Origin of the sequence: Caproicibacter fermentans (assembly GCF_014303955.1) — a bacterium.
GTDB lineage: Bacteria > Bacillota > Clostridia > Oscillospirales > Acutalibacteraceae > Caproicibacter > Caproicibacter fermentans.
Genome location: NZ_CP060286.1, coordinates 3,665,844 through 3,683,508, shown reverse-complemented (window position 1 = coordinate 3,683,508; position 17,665 = coordinate 3,665,844). Strand labels below are relative to the sequence as shown.

The following is a 17,665-nucleotide window of genomic DNA, read 5'->3' as shown; positions in this document are numbered from 1 at the left end:
ACGCCCGCTCAAGGCGCATTTTTTGCAATTATTTTGTAAAGGTGTCACAGGGTTTTAAAGTATTCCGTAGGAGTAACATGGTAGAATTTCTTAAAGACCGAATTAAAATGCTTGGAATTGATAAACCCAACCTCCGCGGCTAATGTATAGATTTTCTTGTTTGGGTCCGCCTTCATTCTCATAATTGCCTGTTCCATTCTGACCCGGGTAACAAATTTGGAGTAAGGCTCCCCCACTTCCCTGTGAAACAGATCGCTTAAATAGCTGGACGAAACCCCTAATTTTTCAGCGATCAGCGTAAGGCTGATCGGTTCGCTGTAATGGGCGGCAATATATTCTTTGGCCCGTTCCGCCAAATGATTGCCGTCATCGGCAAGCTGAAGCTTTTCATCCTGATTCAGCGCAAGGATCGCCTGATAAACCGCGTCCGCCATTCCATCTCCCGCCGCCTTGCCGCGCGTTTTCTGCCATGACAGCGCAAGCTGCTGAAAACCTCTTTCCAAACGATTTCTTTTGACTTTGCCCTTCTTACAGATCTGCTGCAGAAGGGAAAGGCCAAAACGCGCGGAAACCAGAGGGTCGGCATCGTCCGGCAAACCTTGAAAAAAATCCTTGAGACCGGCGTAAATCCCGGAATCATTGCCAGATATATAGTCGGAATAAACCGAAGACGCGAGCCCCGCAAAGCCGGCGGCCGGATTCCGGCCTTCCTCCCCCGAAGAGAGCCCCGGCTGCTGCAAAAAAGCCAGAATAAAATTCTGCGACGCGGCTTCATAGGAATTCCGCAGGCACAGAATATCATGTTCCACCGTACCAATCGCGTTTAGTGTCGGAACAGAATAGTCGCGTTCCATTTGGGAACGCACCTCTTTGTAAAACCGCCGAGCCTTTTCGAGCATCTCTTCTTTTTCCCGGGAACAGATTAAAACGGCCGTGTTGTCTCCGTCGCAGTAGCATACCGCGGAGTTGGGGTCGTCTTTGCAGTTTTCCATGCAGGTCTGATTCAAGCGCATTTGATACGACTCCGTTTCCTGGTAGCTTTTTCCCTCGGTCATTAAAGCAGCCGAATCGACTCCGATTATCCCCACACAAGAATAAGCCTGCTGAAGCAGCTCCATCTTTTTGCCTGCCATGACGGAATAAATCGATTTCATGTTGGGGCTTTCCTGATGAATCACTGAACTCAAAAACCGGGACCGAAGCTCCGGATCCGTCAGCCTCTCCTCTTTGAAAAGGAAATCCTCCGAAAAGAGTTTTGACTGAGCCGAGCGGATCTGCTCGGAAATTTTCTTCAGCGTATCGGCGATGCTCTGATCGCTGATCGGTTTTAAAAGATAGTCCGAAACGCCGCAGCGAATGGCCCTCTGCGCATAATCAAAATCATCAAAACCGGAAATAATCACGACTCTGGTCTGAGGATAGATTTCGCTGATAAATTTTGCCAGCTCCAGGCCATCCATTTCCGGCATCCGAATGTCCGTGACCACAAGCTCAAAGCTCTGCCGCTGCAGCAATTCAACTGCCTGCAGGCCATCCAGCGCAATGCCGGAAACCTGCCACTCCGGAGCAATCCTTTCAATACTGTTTTTAAAATACTTCACCATCAACGGTTCGTCGTCAACAATCATTAAGGAATACATCGGTCCGCTCTCCTTTCCTGCCGTTGATCGGCATACGCAAAGATACACAAGTTCCCTCATTGGTCTTTGATGCAACGCTGATCCCATATTCCGCCCCGAATTTCAGCTGCAGTCTGGAATTCACATTCATCAGCCCAATGCTTTCGTTCAGAACGTCCTCTCCCCGGTCAGAAACTTGAGAAGGAGGAACCCGAAACATGCGGTTCATCTCTTCCACCTGCGGCTGTTCCATTCCTCTGCCGTTATCCTCAATGAAAATCACGAAGCTGTTTTTCTCCTCTTTACAGCCGATTTGAATGACGGAATTTCCCCGTTTCAGCTCACAGAACCGTGAATAATGGCGTTTTCCACAATCGGCTGCAGCGTCAAAGCAGGAATTTCATACTTCATAAACTGCTCCGGAATCTCAATCCGGTACAAAAAGCGGTCTTCATACCGGGTCTTTTGCAGACTCAGATAAGCATCCACCAGCTTCAGCTCCGCAGACAGCGGAATGTCCTTGTCTGTGTTCATGACTCCCCGGAGAAAAAACGAAAAATCCTCTATGCTGCGGATCGCCTCGTCCTGCTCCCCGCACTTGATCAATAAGCTGATCGTATTGAGCGTGTTATACAAAAAATGCGGCTTAATCTGACTGCACAGCACGTTGTACTGCGCCTCCTTCTGCAGATAGCGCGACTGATAGACCTCCTTGACGAGCCGGGTGTTTTTGCGCACCGTTTGCCGGAGCCTGTTTACCATCGTGTTGAAAGATTCGGTCAGATACCCGATTTCATCATGGTTTTTCACCGGAACCTGCACCGACAGGTCGCCGTCCTGCACCTCCCGCATCCGCCTGACGATCGTAAAAATAGGATTTAAAAAGCTGTTTGCAAACAGGACCAGTACAAAAACGGCAGCGGCCGCGCAGACCAGCGCAGCGATAATCGCGGCGTTCCTGGTTTCCAAAAAATACCGGTTTAACTGGTTGTAAGAACTGATTTTTGCGATCTTCCAGCTTGTCGTACTCAGGGTGGAAGTGTTGATGACATATTTTGTCCCGTCAATTAAAGAAATCGTGCTTCCGTCCGTCTCCAGAGCAGCCTGATAAATTGGGTCATCCAGCTTTCCGACCGTAAATCTGCTGTTCTGGTAGATAATGTTTTTATCCTGGTCGATAATAAAAAGCGCGCTGCCGTCCTCCAACTGAACTTTATCGCAAATGGTTTTAATTCCCGCGTAATTCGCGTCAACCTTGATCACGCCGAGAACCCTGGAATTATCCTCTTTGCTTCGAAGGCTCTGAACAAAGGAAAAAATCTGCGTTTTGTCGTTTCCGAAGACCTTTTCCGAATGGACGGGAAGAAAAATCTGTTCCTGGGTGGAAATGGCCTGCCGATACCACGAGGATTTCGTGTAATCAAGGTAATCCGCCATGTTATAGGGCGTTTTTACATTGGAGTAAACATCGCTGTTCGTCAGAATATAAACGCGCAAAATATCGTCGCGGGGCAAGATCATGACGGAGCCCAGATAATTTTCGATTTTTCGCTGCTTTTCCAGCTTCTCCATATCGTTTTGGGGTTGACTTTCCAGTTCCTCCATGACACTGTTATTGTAATAGGGCGTCAGGCTGAGCCGAAAAAGCTCTTTCAGGTAGGTATCCACATTCATGCTGATCTGATCGATGATCTGCTGGGTCTGTTCTTTGGTCTGCTCCGTAAAGTAATTCGTATAACGGTTATAGCTTAATACGGATACCAGCGTCACGGACAGGACGATCAGCAGAGATATGATCACCAGCAGCTTTCGCCGGATGCTCCAACTGCGATAGGGGTGAAAAAATCGTCTTTTCATCAACGCCGCCTCCCCCTTATTAACATTATACCAACAATCCGGGCGTTAAGCAATTAAACCAATAATCAATCCAAAAAACTCAAACTATTATCTAATAAAGCGGGAATTTTCTTTTCTTTGCAAACATGTTACTCTTAAAAAGGAGGCAGTTGAATTTTAAAGGAGGAATTTTCATTGAAAAAACTTTTAGCCGTACTGCTGAGTGCGGCGCTTCTTGGCGGAACATTTTCCGGATGCGCTACGTCGGTCAGCCCCTCCGCGTCGTCCCAGCCTCAGGGAGCCGCGTCTTCCGAAGCAGGCTCGCAGTCGGATTCCGGGGGAAAAGTAACCCTGAAACTATTCACGGGCAAAATCGAAACCATCGATGTCATGAATGAAATCATCAATGATTTCAATTCGTCCCAGGACAAGATCACGGTGGAGCAGGAATACCAGAAGGACGCCAGTAACATCATCAAGATCAAGTTTGCTTCCGGCGAGGTACCCGACATCATGACGACCTACGAGCAGGGTTACGTCGATGAGGGCAAATACCTTGACCTGTCCGACCAGACGGACTGGTGGAGCCGGCTTTCCGCCGCGATGAAGGCCGACTGCACCGATGTGAAAACCGGAAAGCAGTACCGTGTCTGCACCAACATGACAATGGCCGGATTCTTTTACAACAAAGATATTTTCAGCGAGCTGGGTTTAAAGCAGGCAACCACCTGGGAAGAATTCGAAAAGAATCTGGAAACCATCAAGCAAAAGAAACCCGGCGTGACCCCGTGGTTTATCTTCGGAAAAGAAGCGTGGCATCTGGGCCACCTGATTGAATTCATTCCGCACGGGTACATAAAGCAGACGCTCGGAACGGTCGGCGCGAGAAAAGCGATGCTCGACAACGACAAGGAAAAGCTGAACTTCGGCGCCGCCGACGGCCCCATGGCCGTGTTCGCAAAAGACCTGCTGGACCTAAAGGACAAAGGCCTGATCAACTCCGACGTGCTGACCGCGACCAGCGACAACTGCGTGCAGGATTTCGTCACCGGAAAAGCCGCCATGTTCAGCAACGGGATGTGGGTCCTCTCCAGCCTGACGGACGCCGATCCCAATATCGTGAGCAAAATCGGCTTTGCTCCTTATCCATCCTATATGCCGAAATCCAAATCGGTCATTTTAAGCGCGGAGGATTCCGGTTATTCCATCTCCGCCACGACCAAGCACAAAGCGGAGGCCATCGAATTTTTAAATTATCTGTTTAAACCGGAAAACCAGAAAAAATACAGCGAAGCCGCGGGAGCTCCCTCCGCCTTCACGGATGTTCAGGCCGACTGGGCGCCGGCGCTTCTGGCAAATGAGGTCACCACCGCCCTGAAATCCGCCGCCAACATCGATTTCACCAATGAAAAGCCGGCCGGATTCTCCGGTGACGACGCGGGCCGTATGGTGCAGGACCTGCTCGGCGGAAAATACACGCCGGAAACCTTTGCCACAGCGTACGAAAAAGCTTGGAACGACGGCATGAAATAAGCGAAGACATTTTGCGCGGGGGTGTCTTAAAAGATACCCCCCCGTTTTTTAAAAGGGGTTATCTGCCGGTATGATGAAAACAAAAAAAATTGGATTGCACACTTTTATGGCCGTTCCCGCTTTTCTTTTGTTCGCGGTGTTTTTTCTTTATCCGCTTTCGCAGGGAATCTGGATGAGCCTGACGGACTGGGACGGCATCAGCAGAGCTAATTTTATCGGCCTGCGGAATTTCTTTGATTTTTTTAAAGACAGTAGGGCCATTGCGGATATTAAAAACACGCTGATCTTTGCGTTGGGAAGCGCGCCGCTGCTAAATCTGGTAGGTCTTGGGTACGCGCTTTTAATGAATGGAAAATTCAAGGGAAAAGGCATTGCCCGCGTGATGATCTATCTGCCCGCCATTATCAGCCCTCTGATTATGGGGTACATCTGGTACATGCTGCTGCAGCCGGACCGTGGATTTGTTTTTCACGCGTTGGATCTGATCGGAAAATCCTCGCTTCTCGGGAACTGGCTTGGGGATTACACCGCGTGTATGGTTGTGCTTGTTCTTGTAAACGTATGGCAGTACGCCGGGATGACCATGGTAATCTACCTGGCGGGACTGCAGAGCATTCCCGATGAGCTGTACGAATCCGCGAAAATCGACGGAGCCGGTTTCTGGGACAGCTTTCGCTATGTCACCATGCCGATGCTGCTGCCGTCTATTCGGATCAACGTCGTTACAAACATTATCGGTTCCCTTGCCGTCTTCGATATCGTCATGGCTCTGACCGACGGCGGCCCGGGGTACGCCACCGAAACCCTCAGCATTTATATCATGCGTATGTGCTACGGAAGCAAAACCGGGTATTCCACCGCCGTGGCGATCATCATGTTCTTTATCATTTTGATTCCCGTCATGATTTCGATGCGGCTGACGCGGGAAAAGGAGTGAACGGTTTGAATTCTGCAGTCAATTTCATGAAACATCTGGCAATTATTCTGATCTGCGCCGTTTGTCTGATTCCGTTTTATATTCTTCTGATTCTGTCTCTCAACAAGCCTCAGCGGATCTTTTATCAGGGAAATCTGTTCGTACCGGATTTTTATTTTCAGAACTTTATTGATGCCTGGCAGAAATCCCACATTGGAACGGCGATTGTCAATTCCGCTGTCATCACTGTGGAATCGCTGGCGATCATTCTCATTTTCGGAGCAATGGCCGCCTTCACTATCGCCCGGTTCGACTATAAATTCAACAAGTTTGTGTTCTGGCTTTTCATGAGCTGCATGATGATTCCGGGAATCATTAACACCGTCCCTCTCTACGCTCTGATGATCCGTCTGAACGCAATCAACACGCTTTGGGGAATGAGCTTGGTCTGCGCCACAATCGCTCTTCCCTCCTCCGTCTTCATCTTTACGGGATTTGTAAAGTCGTTGCCAAGGGAAATTGAAGAGGCCGCGATTATCGACGGATGCTCCTGGTTCCGGGTTTTCTGGAAAATCACGTTCCCTCTGCTCAAGCCATCCGTCGCCGCCGTTATAATTTTGAACGGATTCGGCATCTGGAACAACTACGCCCAAGCGGTATTCTTCCTGCAGGATACGAAAAAGCATAACATTCCCCAGGCGCTGTCGGTTTATTTCCAGCAGTTTGCCGGTGCGCATTGGAATCTGATGGCCGCGACGGCCGTGATTGCCGTGATTCCTGTGATCGTCGCTTTTCTGATCTTTCAGAAAAGCCTGATGAAAGGCCTGACCGCCGGGGCTGTAAAAGGATGACGCTTCCGTACCTGCCGCAGGTTGGCAAAGCCTGGATTTTCCGAAAATGATCGGCAGCCGTTTCAACTGTGAATAGAAAAGGCTCGGCTTCAAGTTTCCCACTTGATGCCGAGCTTTCTCTTTTCTATTTGATTGGATATGAACCGTTAAGAAATGGTTCTTATCTTTTTTTCCTCACCGCAAAAAGCTCCCGGTAAGTCTTCCAGGTCAAGCCGTCTTCCGTATCATCGCATTGCCAGCGAAAAGAATCTTTTGTAATCTCTGAAAAAATCCACTTCATTTTCTTGTCGCCGATTTCCGTCAGTACGATTTTATCGTCTTCTTTCCGAGCCTCCAGCCGGGTGGCTTCCCCAGTGCAGCCATAGAAAATATCCCATGCGCAGGTTTTGGGATTGTAGATTCGGATTGTCGTGCCATACTCGTTATCAGGCTGGCTGTTGACCAGCCGTTCCTCTCTCGAGGGGCAGATAAACAAATCCTGAACGGCGGTGCCCTCCAGCACCCACGCAAAAATCCATTCCCCCTTGACATGCCTTCCCGCATGCGCTCCGATCCTGTCATACCAGTCAAAATCCCAATCGCCGACAAACTGTCCGAACAGGTTTTGTTCTTCCGGAATCACCGCGCTTTTTTGAGAGGCGATCAGCGCCGTGCCAAATGAATTCATAAAAATCACTCCTTCAGGTTTTCCTCATCATAGCACAACATTTACGACATAAGCATGTCATGGTTTGATAAAAATCCGGCCGCGGTACGAACCAGCCTGTCCCGATAAGATTCCGGGCTTAAAATTCTGACTTTGCGTCCCATACTGAGAAGCAGAGCCTGCCACAGTTTTTCCTGCGGCGGTACATGCAGGTGCAGCAAATAATTTCCGTCGTTCAGCCGTTCTTTCTTTTCCCCGGGGAAATACTCCTCAAGCTCCGCGATTGAGTCCTCCCTGCATGAAGGCCCGTCGCGGCTAAAATCGGAACTCTGGTTAAAGAAATACTGTCAACGTCTCTCTGGATTGTTCGGACAGAAACGTCGAATTTGTTTGCCAGCTGTTTCGCCGTGACCTTCTCGTGATTCAGAAGATAAATAATAATCTCCAGAAGCCGATCTGTTTTCACGCTGTTACTCCTTGCTCCGCATCCAAAACCCTACCCTGCTTTTCGATCTCCGAACCGTAAAATATTCAAGCATGGAAAGGAAAAACGGACCGGTGTTTTAGAAAATTATACCATACATCTCTTTCTTTTAGAATAGAGAATTGGATTTCGCATCATGCCTTTTGAACCGAAAAACGGATCTGCGGGGAGGCAATTAAGTTGACATTCTCATGACAGCTTTGCTATGATACCGGTAGAAATGGAAGTGGTGTCATGAAGGTCGACCGTTTACTCGGAATCCTGACGATCCTTACACAAAAAAACAAAGTGAAAGCAAAAGATCTTGCAGAACGGTTCGAAGTGTCGCTGCGTACCATTTACAGGGATATTGAGGATATCGGGAAAGCCGGAATCCCAATTATCACCTACCCGGGAGGGGACGGCGGAATCGGAATTGAGAAAGGCTTCACGCTGGATAAAAGCGCGCTCACACGGGAGGAAATGCAGAGTATTTTACTTGGACTGAAAAGTCTTTCAAGCGTGATGTCAAACCCGTCCATCCGTTCCCTGATCGCGAAGCTTTCCCCTGAACCGGATCGTTTTATTTCACTCAAGGATGAAATCATCATCGATCTGGCCTCTTTTTATAAAAATGATCTCGCGCCCAAGATTGCTCTGCTTCGAGACGCAATCCTGACGAGAAAAGCGGTGCGGTTTGAATATTACAGTAAAACCGGCAGAACCAAGCGGGAATTGGAACCGTATTTGATTACGTTCAAATGGTCCGCGTGGTATGTGTTCGGCTATTGCCGTCTGCGCGATGATTTCAGGCTGTTTAAGCTCAGCCGTCTGCTACATCTGGAAATGACCGACGATTCCTTTCAGTTTCGGGACGTTCCCGAAGAAAGTTTGAACCTTGATGCGTTTCTGTCCGATCCTGAAACAAAACGATACGCGACCCTTCTGCTGGACCGCAGTCTCGAATACGTGGCGGTGGATGAATACGGCCCGGATTCCTACGAAATTATTGATCATCGCATTCTTGCCAAATGGGATTATGTGAATGAACACGAAATGGTAAAAACCATTTTAGGGCTGGGGAAAGGCGCGAAAGTTCTATCCCCCAAAAGCCTTGCCGACGCTATTCGGAAAGAAGCGAAAATAATTTTAAAGCAGTACGAGTGAAGCTGACATACAGTTGTCAGGATTGATGTGGTATTCTGTATCAGTAAGAAGCGGTCAGCTAAGATCCAGTAAAAAGACCGAAGCCGGGAACCGGAGTGTCCATCAGGGCGCTCCTTACAGCATTTCCAATTTAGATTGCAAATACGGACATGTCCCTCCCCCGCCTTCGGCGGGGGAGGGACATAAGAAAATTCTACAATTCAACTGGAATTGCTGTAGGTCCCCTTTCAGACCGCTCAAACTTTTTTATGTCAAATGGAAGGAGCAGTCAAAAGAATGAGATTTGAAGTTGACGAAAATCGGCCCGCAACCTTTGCGGAAGAATGGCAAGGTCAGTATGACGTGTTTTCCCATCTTGAGTTTGCGTGCGGCGTCCCCTCCGCCCTGTTTTTGATTACGACACGAAAAGAAAACGGAAAGCCAAACGCCTGCCTGCACGCGTGGAGCACATTTTCCGGCGACGGCGGCGGCTTTTTTGCCGTCATGTCCGGCCTGATGCAAAGTACGCATACTTACCGTAATATTCTCCGCGACAAGGAATTCTGCATCAATTTCCTCAATCCGGATTATTACGACCGCTGCTTGAAAACCATCGAGCAGAATGATGACGATACCGACGAATTGGCTGTTGGGGGCTTTACCGCCGAGCCGGCAACGACAATAAAACCGCCCCGAATCCGAGAGGCCTTCTTGTGCTACGAATGCACGCTTGAAACCGCGTCCGACCTTTCGGGAAAAGGCATTAACGCGATGATTGTCGGCAGGGTCAGACACGCGGTCGTGGAAGAAAGCCATGACGTTGAAACAATCTGCAGTTCAAATGGTTTTATGTTCAATGTTCATTCGCCAAAACATCCCGTGACAGGTCAGGGCAGCGGTTCAGCCGTTGCACATTTGCAAATTGTGAAACGGACGGACTGATTCATCTTCCGTCCGCCGGCATCGGTCCGATGAAATCCAATCAAAACCAAATAGCAGGGCCGCGAGACAACGGAATTGTTTCGCGGCCCTGTCGGTTTTGGCAATCCGGAAATGGATTACCGTTTTTTAATCCTGAAAAATCGGTTCGATATATTTTTGAATCAGTTCGATTCGATCCTTGGCATCCGGTATAAGAAGCGAAGCAATGGAAATCACCATTTTTTTCTTTGTATTCACATAGATTACATTGCCTCCGTCACCCAGAGCCGCATAGCTGTCGCCGTCAAGGATCCACCAAAGATAGCCGTAGGCCAGATTTCCCCATTCGGCGCATCGGCTATGTTCGCGTGTGCTCTCAGCAATCCACCCAGCCGAAACAATTTGTTTGCCGTCCCATACTCCGCCGTTCAGGTACAACCGGCCTATTTTCGCCATATCCTCAGCCGTCAGGAAAAGGCCCCAGCCCGCCGTGTTGATTCCCTGCGCGTCAACGGCCCAGCCGCTGGTGTTTTTATCGTTCATCACAGCGATATGTTCTTCCTTATTACGCAGCACCACATTGCGCGGCACTTTCATTTCCAGTGGCGCGAATAAATTTTCAACAGCAAAATCAAGCACGGACCGCCCTGTCGCCTTTACAAGGATTCCCGACAAAATATGAGTTCCGCCGATGGCGGAATAATTGAATTCTCCGATGGCACCGTCTCCGCCTAACAAATCGAGGGCGTCCCGAATCGGGTTCCGGCTTGTAAAGAACTTTTCGTAGGGCTCCGTCTGATATCGATACGGGGCCGTCATGGTAAGTAAATTTCTGATAGTAATGTTCTGTATTGTTCTTTCGCCCGCTTTCACCGTGTAATCCGGGAAAAAGTCCAACACCTTCCGATCCTCGTTTTCAATATAACCCTGCTCGATAGCGATGCCAATCAACGCGGAAACAACACTTTTGGTCACCGATGCCACGTGGACAGCATGACCGGCCGTGTATCCGTTCCAGTAATTTTCGTATAATTTCATTCCGCTTTTTTGCACAAGAATGCCCGCGATATTGCCATACTCGGCGCAAATCACCTTTTCAAGCTCTTCAATTTTTTCCTGCTTCATGCAATCAGTTTTCTCCTTTCATTGATGAAGGATATCCTTGAAATAAAGAGTAAGTCTATTAAAAAAAGATTGCAAGAGGCATTTTAAAAAAACTAAAAAACTTTATGACCTTTCCGGCAGCCGGGGACGTCCATATTTTTAATCCGCGCCTAATTGCCATTTTGCTTTTAAAATCAGATTGCCGACGTCTTTATACTGTAACCTGCCGTAAAACCGGTTATGTTTCTCATCGTTTACGGCCTGCAGCTGAATCATCGACGCGCCCATGCTTTTTACCTGCCGCTCAAGCTCCAACATCAAAGCAGTGCCAAATCCCTTATTTTGATAGGCAAGTGCAATCACAATCTCAATCAAATCGTAAGCGACCAGATCGTCATACTGCTCAAAATAACCCATCGCAAAGCCGATTATGACTTCATTATTTTCAAGAACCAAGCAATGAGAATCCTCTCTGCTCCAAACCTGATGAATGCGTTTATAGGTGGTTTCCTTCGTCCAGCAGCTGTTATCCTTATAATTGTAGTATTCTATGTACAGCGGAATAACTTTTTGAATATCAGCTTCTTCCATCTTTCTGTAAATCATTTTCATCCTCCAGAACTTATTATTCCAAACATAAAGCCTTAAGAATTACGGTGCATGACAGGCAAATCATATTACAGCAATTCCAGTTGAATTGTAGAATTTACTTATATTCCTCCCCCTCCTTCGGCGGAGGAAGGATATGTCCATATTTGCAATCTAAAATGGAAATGCTGTAGCCAAGTGGTCGGCATTTAAATGACGGTACCAATATTCCGAATTGTCCCTCACACAAATTGCACTTTTTCCACAGACGGTGCCTTCACTCCATGAAATTGTCTGTCGTTATGCGCAACCCTTGCTTTTCCGGACCGCGCACGCTCTTTATGGGGCCGGGCCTGCCTCAGCGGTTTTTTTTAATTTCAATAAATGTATTAACCGAATCATACAGCATAACAAGCGCGGAACTCAGCAGCGCACCGCCAAGAATATCGGTAAGCCAGTGAACTCCTGACAGCAGCCGCCCGACTACAGCGATGACAACAAAGACGGCACAAACCGCATTAATGGCAATTCTTGCCGATCTGCCCTTTATCAGACGGTTGAACTGCATGATCGCCGTGGACATAACGCATAGGACAAGCAGTGTGGTGGAAGAAGGATACGACGCTTCTAAAACGTTCTGAATAAGAACCGGTCTGTAATTTACGATATTGAACTCAAAAAACAAATAAGCCCCGATCACAAGCAGATAAAACGCTCCCAGTACGAGAATGCTGTAATCCACACGCTTCAGACTCTTTCTATTAATAAGCTGAGTCAGCCCCAGGATCGCAAAGCCCAAGGCAAACAAAACAGGCACAACGCCAAGCCAGTCGGTAATGTGGTACAGGAGCATATTGACTCCCAGCCGTTCAGACATCCATTTGTTCAGAGTTGCCAACCCTACATAAGAACCCTTCGGCCCTACAGGCTTCACATCCACATACATGAGCATTGTAGTGAGCATCACAAAAAGGGAGTCAACGACACAAGCACAAAATACGGAACGAGAATATAGTTTGGTTCATCCGTGAGAGCAATGAGCGAAACGGTGTATATCATACCGTCTCCTTGCTGCCCAAAGAACGGCAGAAAAAGCAGCAGGGCCATTGTGCAGTCGAGTATTCCGAAAACCATATCGGAAAAGCTTTTTGCATTTTCTTTGCTTTCCGTTTCCGCCAGCGTTATCAATTCTTCGCCGGAAAGCAGCTCGTCAACGGATACGGAAAAGAGTTTTGAAATCGCTTTGAGGGAATCGATGTTGGGATATCCACGCCCGGATTCCCATTTGGAAACCGCCGTGCGGGATACATAGAGCGAGTCGGCAAGTTCCTCTTGTGTCAAATTTTTCTGTTTTCGTAATTGCTGCAATTTTTCATTGAATTCCATTGAGCTTCGCCTCGCTTCCGATGTGTACTGAGTTTTTTTCGCACAAGCAATTTGCGGTTTTTAAAAAGCGTGCAAATCACTGGATTTCCCTAAAGTCTATTCATTAAACTTCTTGGGAAATCGTATTTTACTTTCCGGCGAGTTCTAGGTACCTGTCAATCAGATCATAGATAAATGGTCTGATTGGAGAAAAACAAAAACCTAAATCTGACGCAAGTTTGGTATTTAAACTATAATCCACTCCGCCGTTATAGGGAGCATTATCCCCATGATTTGATAGAATTGCTTGTTTGCCTGTCTTTTCTTCCACATGCTGAATGATCTCCTGTAACGATATTGTTCCGCTGTTGCTTCCGTTCATGACGCCTGTGTACTCCTGCTCTGCTAAGAAAGCCAAAAAACGGCCCGCTTCGTTTGAACTGACAAATCCCATCTGCGCATCGATATCGTCAATCAACATGGGTATCCCCTTTACAATATGCTCGACATAAAAATACAGTCGATTGGTATAGTCGTCGGGTCCTATCACAAATGGGAATCTGACGGCTATTGTGTTTTGCGAGGGGTATGCCTGAAACGCGGCGCACTCTGCGAGTCGTTTGACTTCATCATACGGGTAATCCGCTCTGTTACACCATTTCAACGGTTTTACAAGAGGATTAAAGTCGCCTTCCTTTGTATCGACATGCAGATCGTACACAGACGCCGAGGATGTCATCACATAGCGTTTGCAGCTTATGGAATCCAACGCATATTTCACATCGTTGGAGCAGTAAGCAAGGCTGTCGCACACTACGTCAAAAAATCTGCCGCAGAATGCTTCCGCCATGCTTCGGGGTGATGTGCGCTCAACAACAACCCGCCGAACCCTGTTGCCGAAATTGTCTTTTTTCAACCCCCCTGGTGGCAATCGTGATCTGATGCCCTTTTTGAAGAAGGGCTTCAACCATATGTACACCAAAGTATCTTGTGCCGCCCAATACTAATACATTCATTCTGTTCCCCTTTTCCGGTGCGGTGGCTTTCTCATGTTTTCGGAGCGAAAGAAACAGTGCAATCGACTGATCTCAAATCTCCTTCACAACTCTTCCTGCTCGCGAAAAAAAGTTTGATTCAGGTCCAAAAAACCCGCGATCAACCGGTTAACCTGAGTAGGGTTGTCCTGATTGGAGTTATGATTTGCATGTTCAATCATATGCAAATAACAATTTCTGTCTTCTTTTGCCCAAGGCTCCGCAGCCTTCCTAATGTTTCCCAATTTGTCATCGACACCGCAAAGCAGCAGCACCGGCTGGCGGAACCGATATGCCGTATCCTCATGTAGACAGCTTCCGGCCATATTCAGCATTACCTCAACGAATGTCTGCTTATCCAAGGCCTTTTGTTCATTTTATTGCCCCAAAATATGAAATACACGGTATGGAGCCTGTAAATCTATTACGGCCATGACAATCCGATTCAACGCAGTCTTTCTGTTGGAAGAACCTATCTTCTGCGTCCCTTTCCCATGCTATAAATAATCAGAATTTTTTTCTTCCACATTATATCTCTCAGCGGAAATAAATACAATCATGAAGTTTAGAAAGGGAGATCAAAGCAGAGCCGATTCGCGTTAAATGGTGCAATTTATAGGAAGCGGACATTTCTTTTCTTCATCCAGCCTTATCCTTTACTGATCACAAGAATAAATTGCAAAATTTTAATTTTTATATAAAAAAATTGAACTGAAATCTAAAAAAATAGGAATTTAAACCAAAATATATTTGCGTTATAATGAATATGGAAATAAATGTAAATTATGGAAGGAAGTGTTACGCGTGCTTTTTTATCAGAAAAGAGGAGTGTAAAAAAGGAGGAGGATTTGATTGAAAAGGTTTCTAGCTTGCTTGTCATTGACTCTGGCCTGTGCCGTAATCGTTTCAAACGGCGGCACCGTCTACGCGGCTGAGTCGGCAGCCTCCGTATCTCAGCAACAGACTACCCTCAGCTCAACCCCATCGGCTTACGGTGAAATCATTGATCTTTACACGGATAAAGCCTGTTATCAGCCGGGAGACACCGCCATTCTCACTGCAAAAATCAAAAACAGCACCGGAAGCGGTATCGAACAGACCGTCACTACAAAGATCTACCATCTGAACCAACAGGTCTGGGAAAGCAGTGAAAATGTAACCGTAGCAGCCGGCGGAACAGTCGGACACAATCTCTCATGGCAATGCGATTCTGCCGACTACACCGGATATCTGGTACGGGTGTCGCTGGGGAATGGAAGCACCAAAGTAACGGCAATCGACGTTTCTTCCGATGTTTCCCGCTATCCACGTTATGGGTACAGCGTCGATTTTCCGGTAGGAGAATCCGAAACGGAAAGCACTTCCCTGATGCAGGAACTGGCAAGGGATTACCATATCAACCTTGTTCAGTATTACGACTGGATGTGGCGCCATGAAAAGGATATTCCATCGGACACGGCGGCCACCTGGGAGGACATGTTCGGGAACACCATTTCAAAAGCCAGCATTTTGCAGAGGATTAACGCCGGACATAATCTGAATCAAAAGGCAATGGCCTATCAAATGGTTTATATGGCACGGGAAGGATATGAAAATTACGGTGTCAGCAAGGAATGGGGACTGTACAAAAATCTCAATCATAATATCAGCTACGAAACCAACAATCCATCTTCTCTGAATCGTATCGACCAATTTATATTTCCTTTGGAGGGAAAGCCGTTCCCGATTCTTTTTGTATTCAATCCCTTTAATGAGTCCTGGCGAAATTTCATGTCCAGTCAGTACACGGGGGCCGTTAACACATTTGGGTTCGATGGGATTCAACTCGATCAGATGGGTGATTTCTGGGGCAATGTCAATTACTACGACTACTCGGGAAACTCCGTCGATTTGGCAAATTCCTTTTCTTCCTATGTGAATGAAATCAAGCAAAATTTAACGGCAAACAACAGCAGTAAAAATTATATCACCATGAACGCGGTCAATGGAGCCGCGTCTCCCAACGATGATTTTTCTTCCAACGATATTATCAAAAACGCGAATACGGATTTCCCGTTCAGCGAAATCTGGGAAAACTGCAGCAATTATAACGATCTGAAGAACTACATCGACTGGCAAAGAAAAAACGACGGCGGCAAGACGATGGTCTGCGCCGCGTATATGAACCAGTACGATAATCTCGGGACTACTTATCAGGCCGAGAGCGGCACTCTCAGCGGCGTCCATTCCGGGACGGAAAACAACGTAACCTATGTCACCGGATTCGACGAAACAGGCGATTACTCCTCCTATACCGTTCAGGCTCCTGAAACAGGGACCTATTCTCTTGTGTTCCTTGCCTCCAACGGAACCGATACCAGAGCCCAAAAAAGCATTTATGTCGATGGAACCAAAACAATGGTTGCAAACTTTGACAGCACAAGAACCGGGCTGATCCCCGCCGACCCAAGCTGGTATCAGTATTCCGCCGAATCGTCGTTCACAACGCCAAAGACGCTGTACCTGACGCAGGGAACGCACACGATCCGGATTCAGCAGGACAGCGACAATGCGGGTGGAGATATCCGTCTTGACAGCATCACGCTGGGAACCTTCGATTCAAATTCCGTCCGCCTGACGGACGCGGTGCTGGCCGCTTCCGGCGCCATGCATATTGAAATGGGTTCCGGTCTCTCCATGGCCAATGGTTCCTCCGGCTACAGCGACGCCGTCATGCTGGGGCATCCCTATTACCCCAAAGCGTATAAGTCCATGAGGGACAACCTGAGAACGGCGATGAAAAATCAGTACAATTTCATCACGGCATACGAGAATCTGCTGTATGACCCGGATATTATCCCGTCGGACGGCGGACTTCAGAACATCAGTATCAGCGGCGAAGCCGTGTCCGGAAGCGGCGAAGCAGGCAAGATCTGGTTTATCCCGAAAAACAAAGGCGACGATTACGGGATTCTGCATCTCATCAACATGACTGCCGAAACCGATACAAACTGGAGGAATGCAGCCGCGGTGCCTGACGAAAAGACAAATTTGACCGTAAAATATTACATTCCGACCTACAAATCCGTTGCCGGCGTCAGTGTTGCTTCTCCGGATGCGGACGAAGGGATATCCACGGCCCTCAACTATACGGTCTCAACAGATTCAAACGGAAAATACGTTACGTTTACGGTTCCATCCCTGGAATACTGGGATATGATCTACCTGAAATGGGGTTCGGAGTCCTGCCCGTCCATCATTGAAGCGGAGAGCTCCATCCTTTCCGGCGTGTCAACCAACACAGACCACCCCGGATACACGGGAACCGGATTTGTGGATTCGTATGGAACCATGTATTCTTCCGTAACATTTGATCTTGATGTCCCGACCACCGGGTACTACAACTTAAAGTTCAGATATTCAAACGCAACCGCGGCGGAATGCAAACGCCTTCTGATTATGGACAATGCTTCCGAAGGAGAAGTGGATTTTCCGGTAACCGCAGACTGGAACACCTGGCAGGAATCTGAAAAACAGGTTTCTATGAGGTCGGGAATGCACCGATTGGTGCTGCTGGTTTCAAGCGGATACGAGGGATACATTAACCTGGATCATATTGAAATCAGCTCCTGAAATCCAACCGGCGAATTCATGATAAATCAAA

At 47.7% G+C, this 17,665-nt stretch carries 19 protein-coding genes; 6 read left to right on the top strand and 13 right to left on the bottom strand.

Going from position 1 to position 17,665, the window contains the following annotated elements:
- Window positions 1-44 precede the first annotated feature (44 nt).
- Genes HCR03_RS18275 through HCR03_RS18265 form a run of 3 tightly spaced genes read right to left on the bottom strand, consistent with a single transcriptional unit; the run spans window position 45 to window position 3,476 of the window.
- Window positions 45-1,640 (bottom strand): response regulator transcription factor, encoded by a 1,596-nt coding sequence (locus tag HCR03_RS18275; RefSeq protein WP_187035803.1) that lies wholly within the window; start codon window positions 1,638-1,640, stop codon window positions 45-47.
- Entirely contained in the window at window positions 1,618-1,902 is a 285-nt protein-coding gene (locus HCR03_RS18270) for a sensor histidine kinase (protein WP_267459197.1), read from the bottom strand. The genes HCR03_RS18275 and HCR03_RS18270 overlap by 23 nt, the downstream gene beginning before the upstream one ends.
- Before the next feature lie 53 nt (window positions 1,903-1,955).
- Window positions 1,956-3,476: a cache domain-containing sensor histidine kinase gene (locus HCR03_RS18265; protein WP_187035801.1), complete on the bottom strand. Its 1,521-nt coding sequence runs from the start codon at window positions 3,474-3,476 to the stop codon at window positions 1,956-1,958.
- Window positions 3,477-3,650: 174 nt separating this feature from the next.
- Here HCR03_RS18265 and HCR03_RS18260 point away from each other — a divergent pair, with 174 nt between their 5' ends.
- The 3 genes from HCR03_RS18260 (at window position 3,651) to HCR03_RS18250 (ending at window position 6,755) form a co-directional block, all read left to right on the top strand.
- The gene (locus tag HCR03_RS18260; protein WP_156991194.1) at window positions 3,651-4,988 is read left to right on the top strand and encodes an ABC transporter substrate-binding protein; all 1,338 of its coding nucleotides are present in this window, start codon (window positions 3,651-3,653) and stop codon (window positions 4,986-4,988) included.
- Between the two features lie 70 nt (window positions 4,989-5,058).
- A complete protein-coding gene (locus tag HCR03_RS18255) occupies window positions 5,059-5,925 on the top strand; it encodes a carbohydrate ABC transporter permease (RefSeq protein ID WP_228725018.1) in 867 nt (288 codons plus the stop codon).
- A gap of 5 nt (window positions 5,926-5,930) precedes the next feature.
- A complete protein-coding gene (locus HCR03_RS18250) occupies window positions 5,931-6,755 on the top strand; it encodes a carbohydrate ABC transporter permease (protein ID WP_139104085.1) in 825 nt (274 codons plus the stop codon).
- Window positions 6,756-6,915: 160 nt separating this feature from the next.
- Here the strand turns inward: HCR03_RS18250 and HCR03_RS18245 are convergent, their stop codons facing one another.
- From HCR03_RS18245 to HCR03_RS20730, 3 genes are read right to left on the bottom strand one after another with little or no spacing between them, the layout of a single operon-like run.
- Complete coding sequence (locus tag HCR03_RS18245) at window positions 6,916-7,422, bottom strand: hypothetical protein (RefSeq protein WP_066646016.1); 507 nt, start codon at window positions 7,420-7,422, stop codon at window positions 6,916-6,918.
- A gap of 41 nt (window positions 7,423-7,463) precedes the next feature.
- Window positions 7,464-7,622 carry a hypothetical protein gene (locus HCR03_RS20735; protein WP_407926821.1) on the bottom strand — a complete coding sequence of 53 codons (159 nt, stop codon included), beginning with the start codon at window positions 7,620-7,622 and terminating at the stop codon, window positions 7,464-7,466.
- A 14-nt stretch (window positions 7,623-7,636) separates the two neighbouring features.
- Window positions 7,637-7,867, bottom strand: coding sequence for a helix-turn-helix transcriptional regulator (locus tag HCR03_RS20730; RefSeq protein ID WP_207727257.1), 231 nt, complete (start codon window positions 7,865-7,867; stop codon window positions 7,637-7,639).
- 252 nt (window positions 7,868-8,119) lie between these two features.
- Here HCR03_RS20730 and HCR03_RS18235 point away from each other — a divergent pair, with 252 nt between their 5' ends.
- The gene (locus HCR03_RS18235) at window positions 8,120-9,031 is read left to right on the top strand and encodes a helix-turn-helix transcriptional regulator (RefSeq protein WP_187035799.1); all 912 of its coding nucleotides are present in this window, start codon (window positions 8,120-8,122) and stop codon (window positions 9,029-9,031) included.
- Window positions 9,032-9,307: 276 nt separating this feature from the next.
- Complete coding sequence (locus tag HCR03_RS18230; RefSeq protein WP_066649227.1) at window positions 9,308-9,952, top strand: flavin reductase family protein; 645 nt, start codon at window positions 9,308-9,310, stop codon at window positions 9,950-9,952.
- 126 nt (window positions 9,953-10,078) lie between these two features.
- Here the strand turns inward: HCR03_RS18230 and HCR03_RS18225 are convergent, their stop codons facing one another.
- From HCR03_RS18225 to HCR03_RS18200, 7 genes are all read right to left on the bottom strand, one after another.
- On the bottom strand, window positions 10,079-11,056 hold the full coding sequence (locus HCR03_RS18225; protein WP_156991192.1) for a serine hydrolase domain-containing protein: 978 nt from the start codon (window positions 11,054-11,056) through the stop codon (window positions 10,079-10,081).
- Between the two features lie 138 nt (window positions 11,057-11,194).
- Complete coding sequence (locus HCR03_RS18220; RefSeq protein WP_187035797.1) at window positions 11,195-11,641, bottom strand: GNAT family N-acetyltransferase; 447 nt, start codon at window positions 11,639-11,641, stop codon at window positions 11,195-11,197.
- 340 nt (window positions 11,642-11,981) lie between these two features.
- Window positions 11,982-12,575 (bottom strand): phosphatase PAP2 family protein, encoded by a 594-nt coding sequence (locus tag HCR03_RS18215; protein WP_228725017.1) that lies wholly within the window; start codon window positions 12,573-12,575, stop codon window positions 11,982-11,984.
- An 11-nt stretch (window positions 12,576-12,586) separates the two neighbouring features.
- Entirely contained in the window at window positions 12,587-13,009 is a 423-nt protein-coding gene (locus tag HCR03_RS18210; protein ID WP_456236868.1) for a helix-turn-helix domain-containing protein, read from the bottom strand.
- A gap of 127 nt (window positions 13,010-13,136) precedes the next feature.
- Window positions 13,137-13,904, bottom strand: a complete 768-nt coding sequence (locus HCR03_RS18205) for a Rossmann-fold NAD(P)-binding domain-containing protein (protein WP_187035796.1) — start codon at window positions 13,902-13,904, stop codon at window positions 13,137-13,139.
- Window positions 13,858-13,959: a hypothetical protein gene (locus HCR03_RS20725; RefSeq protein WP_407926884.1), complete on the bottom strand. Its 102-nt coding sequence runs from the start codon at window positions 13,957-13,959 to the stop codon at window positions 13,858-13,860. Before HCR03_RS20725 ends, HCR03_RS18205 begins: the two co-directional genes overlap by 47 nt.
- A 128-nt stretch (window positions 13,960-14,087) precedes the next feature.
- The gene (locus tag HCR03_RS18200) at window positions 14,088-14,384 is read right to left on the bottom strand and encodes an alpha/beta fold hydrolase (RefSeq protein WP_156991187.1); all 297 of its coding nucleotides are present in this window, start codon (window positions 14,382-14,384) and stop codon (window positions 14,088-14,090) included.
- 490 nt (window positions 14,385-14,874) lie between these two features.
- Here HCR03_RS18200 and HCR03_RS18195 point away from each other — a divergent pair, with 490 nt between their 5' ends.
- The gene (locus HCR03_RS18195) at window positions 14,875-17,634 is read left to right on the top strand and encodes a glycoside hydrolase family 66 protein (protein ID WP_187035793.1); all 2,760 of its coding nucleotides are present in this window, start codon (window positions 14,875-14,877) and stop codon (window positions 17,632-17,634) included.
- Window positions 17,635-17,665: the final 31 nt, after the last annotated feature.

Coding starts and splice junctions, on each gene's coding strand:
- HCR03_RS18275 (WP_187035803.1), bottom strand. CDS start 1,640: ATGTATTCCTTAATGATTGTTGACGACGAACCGTTGATGGTGAAGTAT.
- HCR03_RS18265 (WP_187035801.1), bottom strand. CDS start 3,476: ATGAAAAGACGATTTTTTCACCCCTATCGCAGTTGGAGCATCCGGCGA.
- HCR03_RS18255 (WP_228725018.1), top strand. CDS start 5,059: ATGATGAAAACAAAAAAAATTGGATTGCACACTTTTATGGCCGTTCCC.
- HCR03_RS18245 (WP_066646016.1), bottom strand. CDS start 7,422: ATGAATTCATTTGGCACGGCGCTGATCGCCTCTCAAAAAAGCGCGGTG.
- HCR03_RS18235 (WP_187035799.1), top strand. CDS start 8,120: ATGAAGGTCGACCGTTTACTCGGAATCCTGACGATCCTTACACAAAAA.
- HCR03_RS18230 (WP_066649227.1), top strand. CDS start 9,308: ATGAGATTTGAAGTTGACGAAAATCGGCCCGCAACCTTTGCGGAAGAA.
- HCR03_RS18225 (WP_156991192.1), bottom strand. CDS start 11,056: ATGAAGCAGGAAAAAATTGAAGAGCTTGAAAAGGTGATTTGCGCCGAG.
- HCR03_RS18220 (WP_187035797.1), bottom strand. CDS start 11,641: ATGATTTACAGAAAGATGGAAGAAGCTGATATTCAAAAAGTTATTCCG.
- HCR03_RS18215 (WP_228725017.1), bottom strand. CDS start 12,575: ATGCTCATGTATGTGGATGTGAAGCCTGTAGGGCCGAAGGGTTCTTAT.
- HCR03_RS18210 (WP_456236868.1), bottom strand. CDS start 13,009: ATGGAATTCAATGAAAAATTGCAGCAATTACGAAAACAGAAAAATTTG.
- HCR03_RS20725 (WP_407926884.1), bottom strand. CDS start 13,959: ATGGTTGAAGCCCTTCTTCAAAAAGGGCATCAGATCACGATTGCCACC.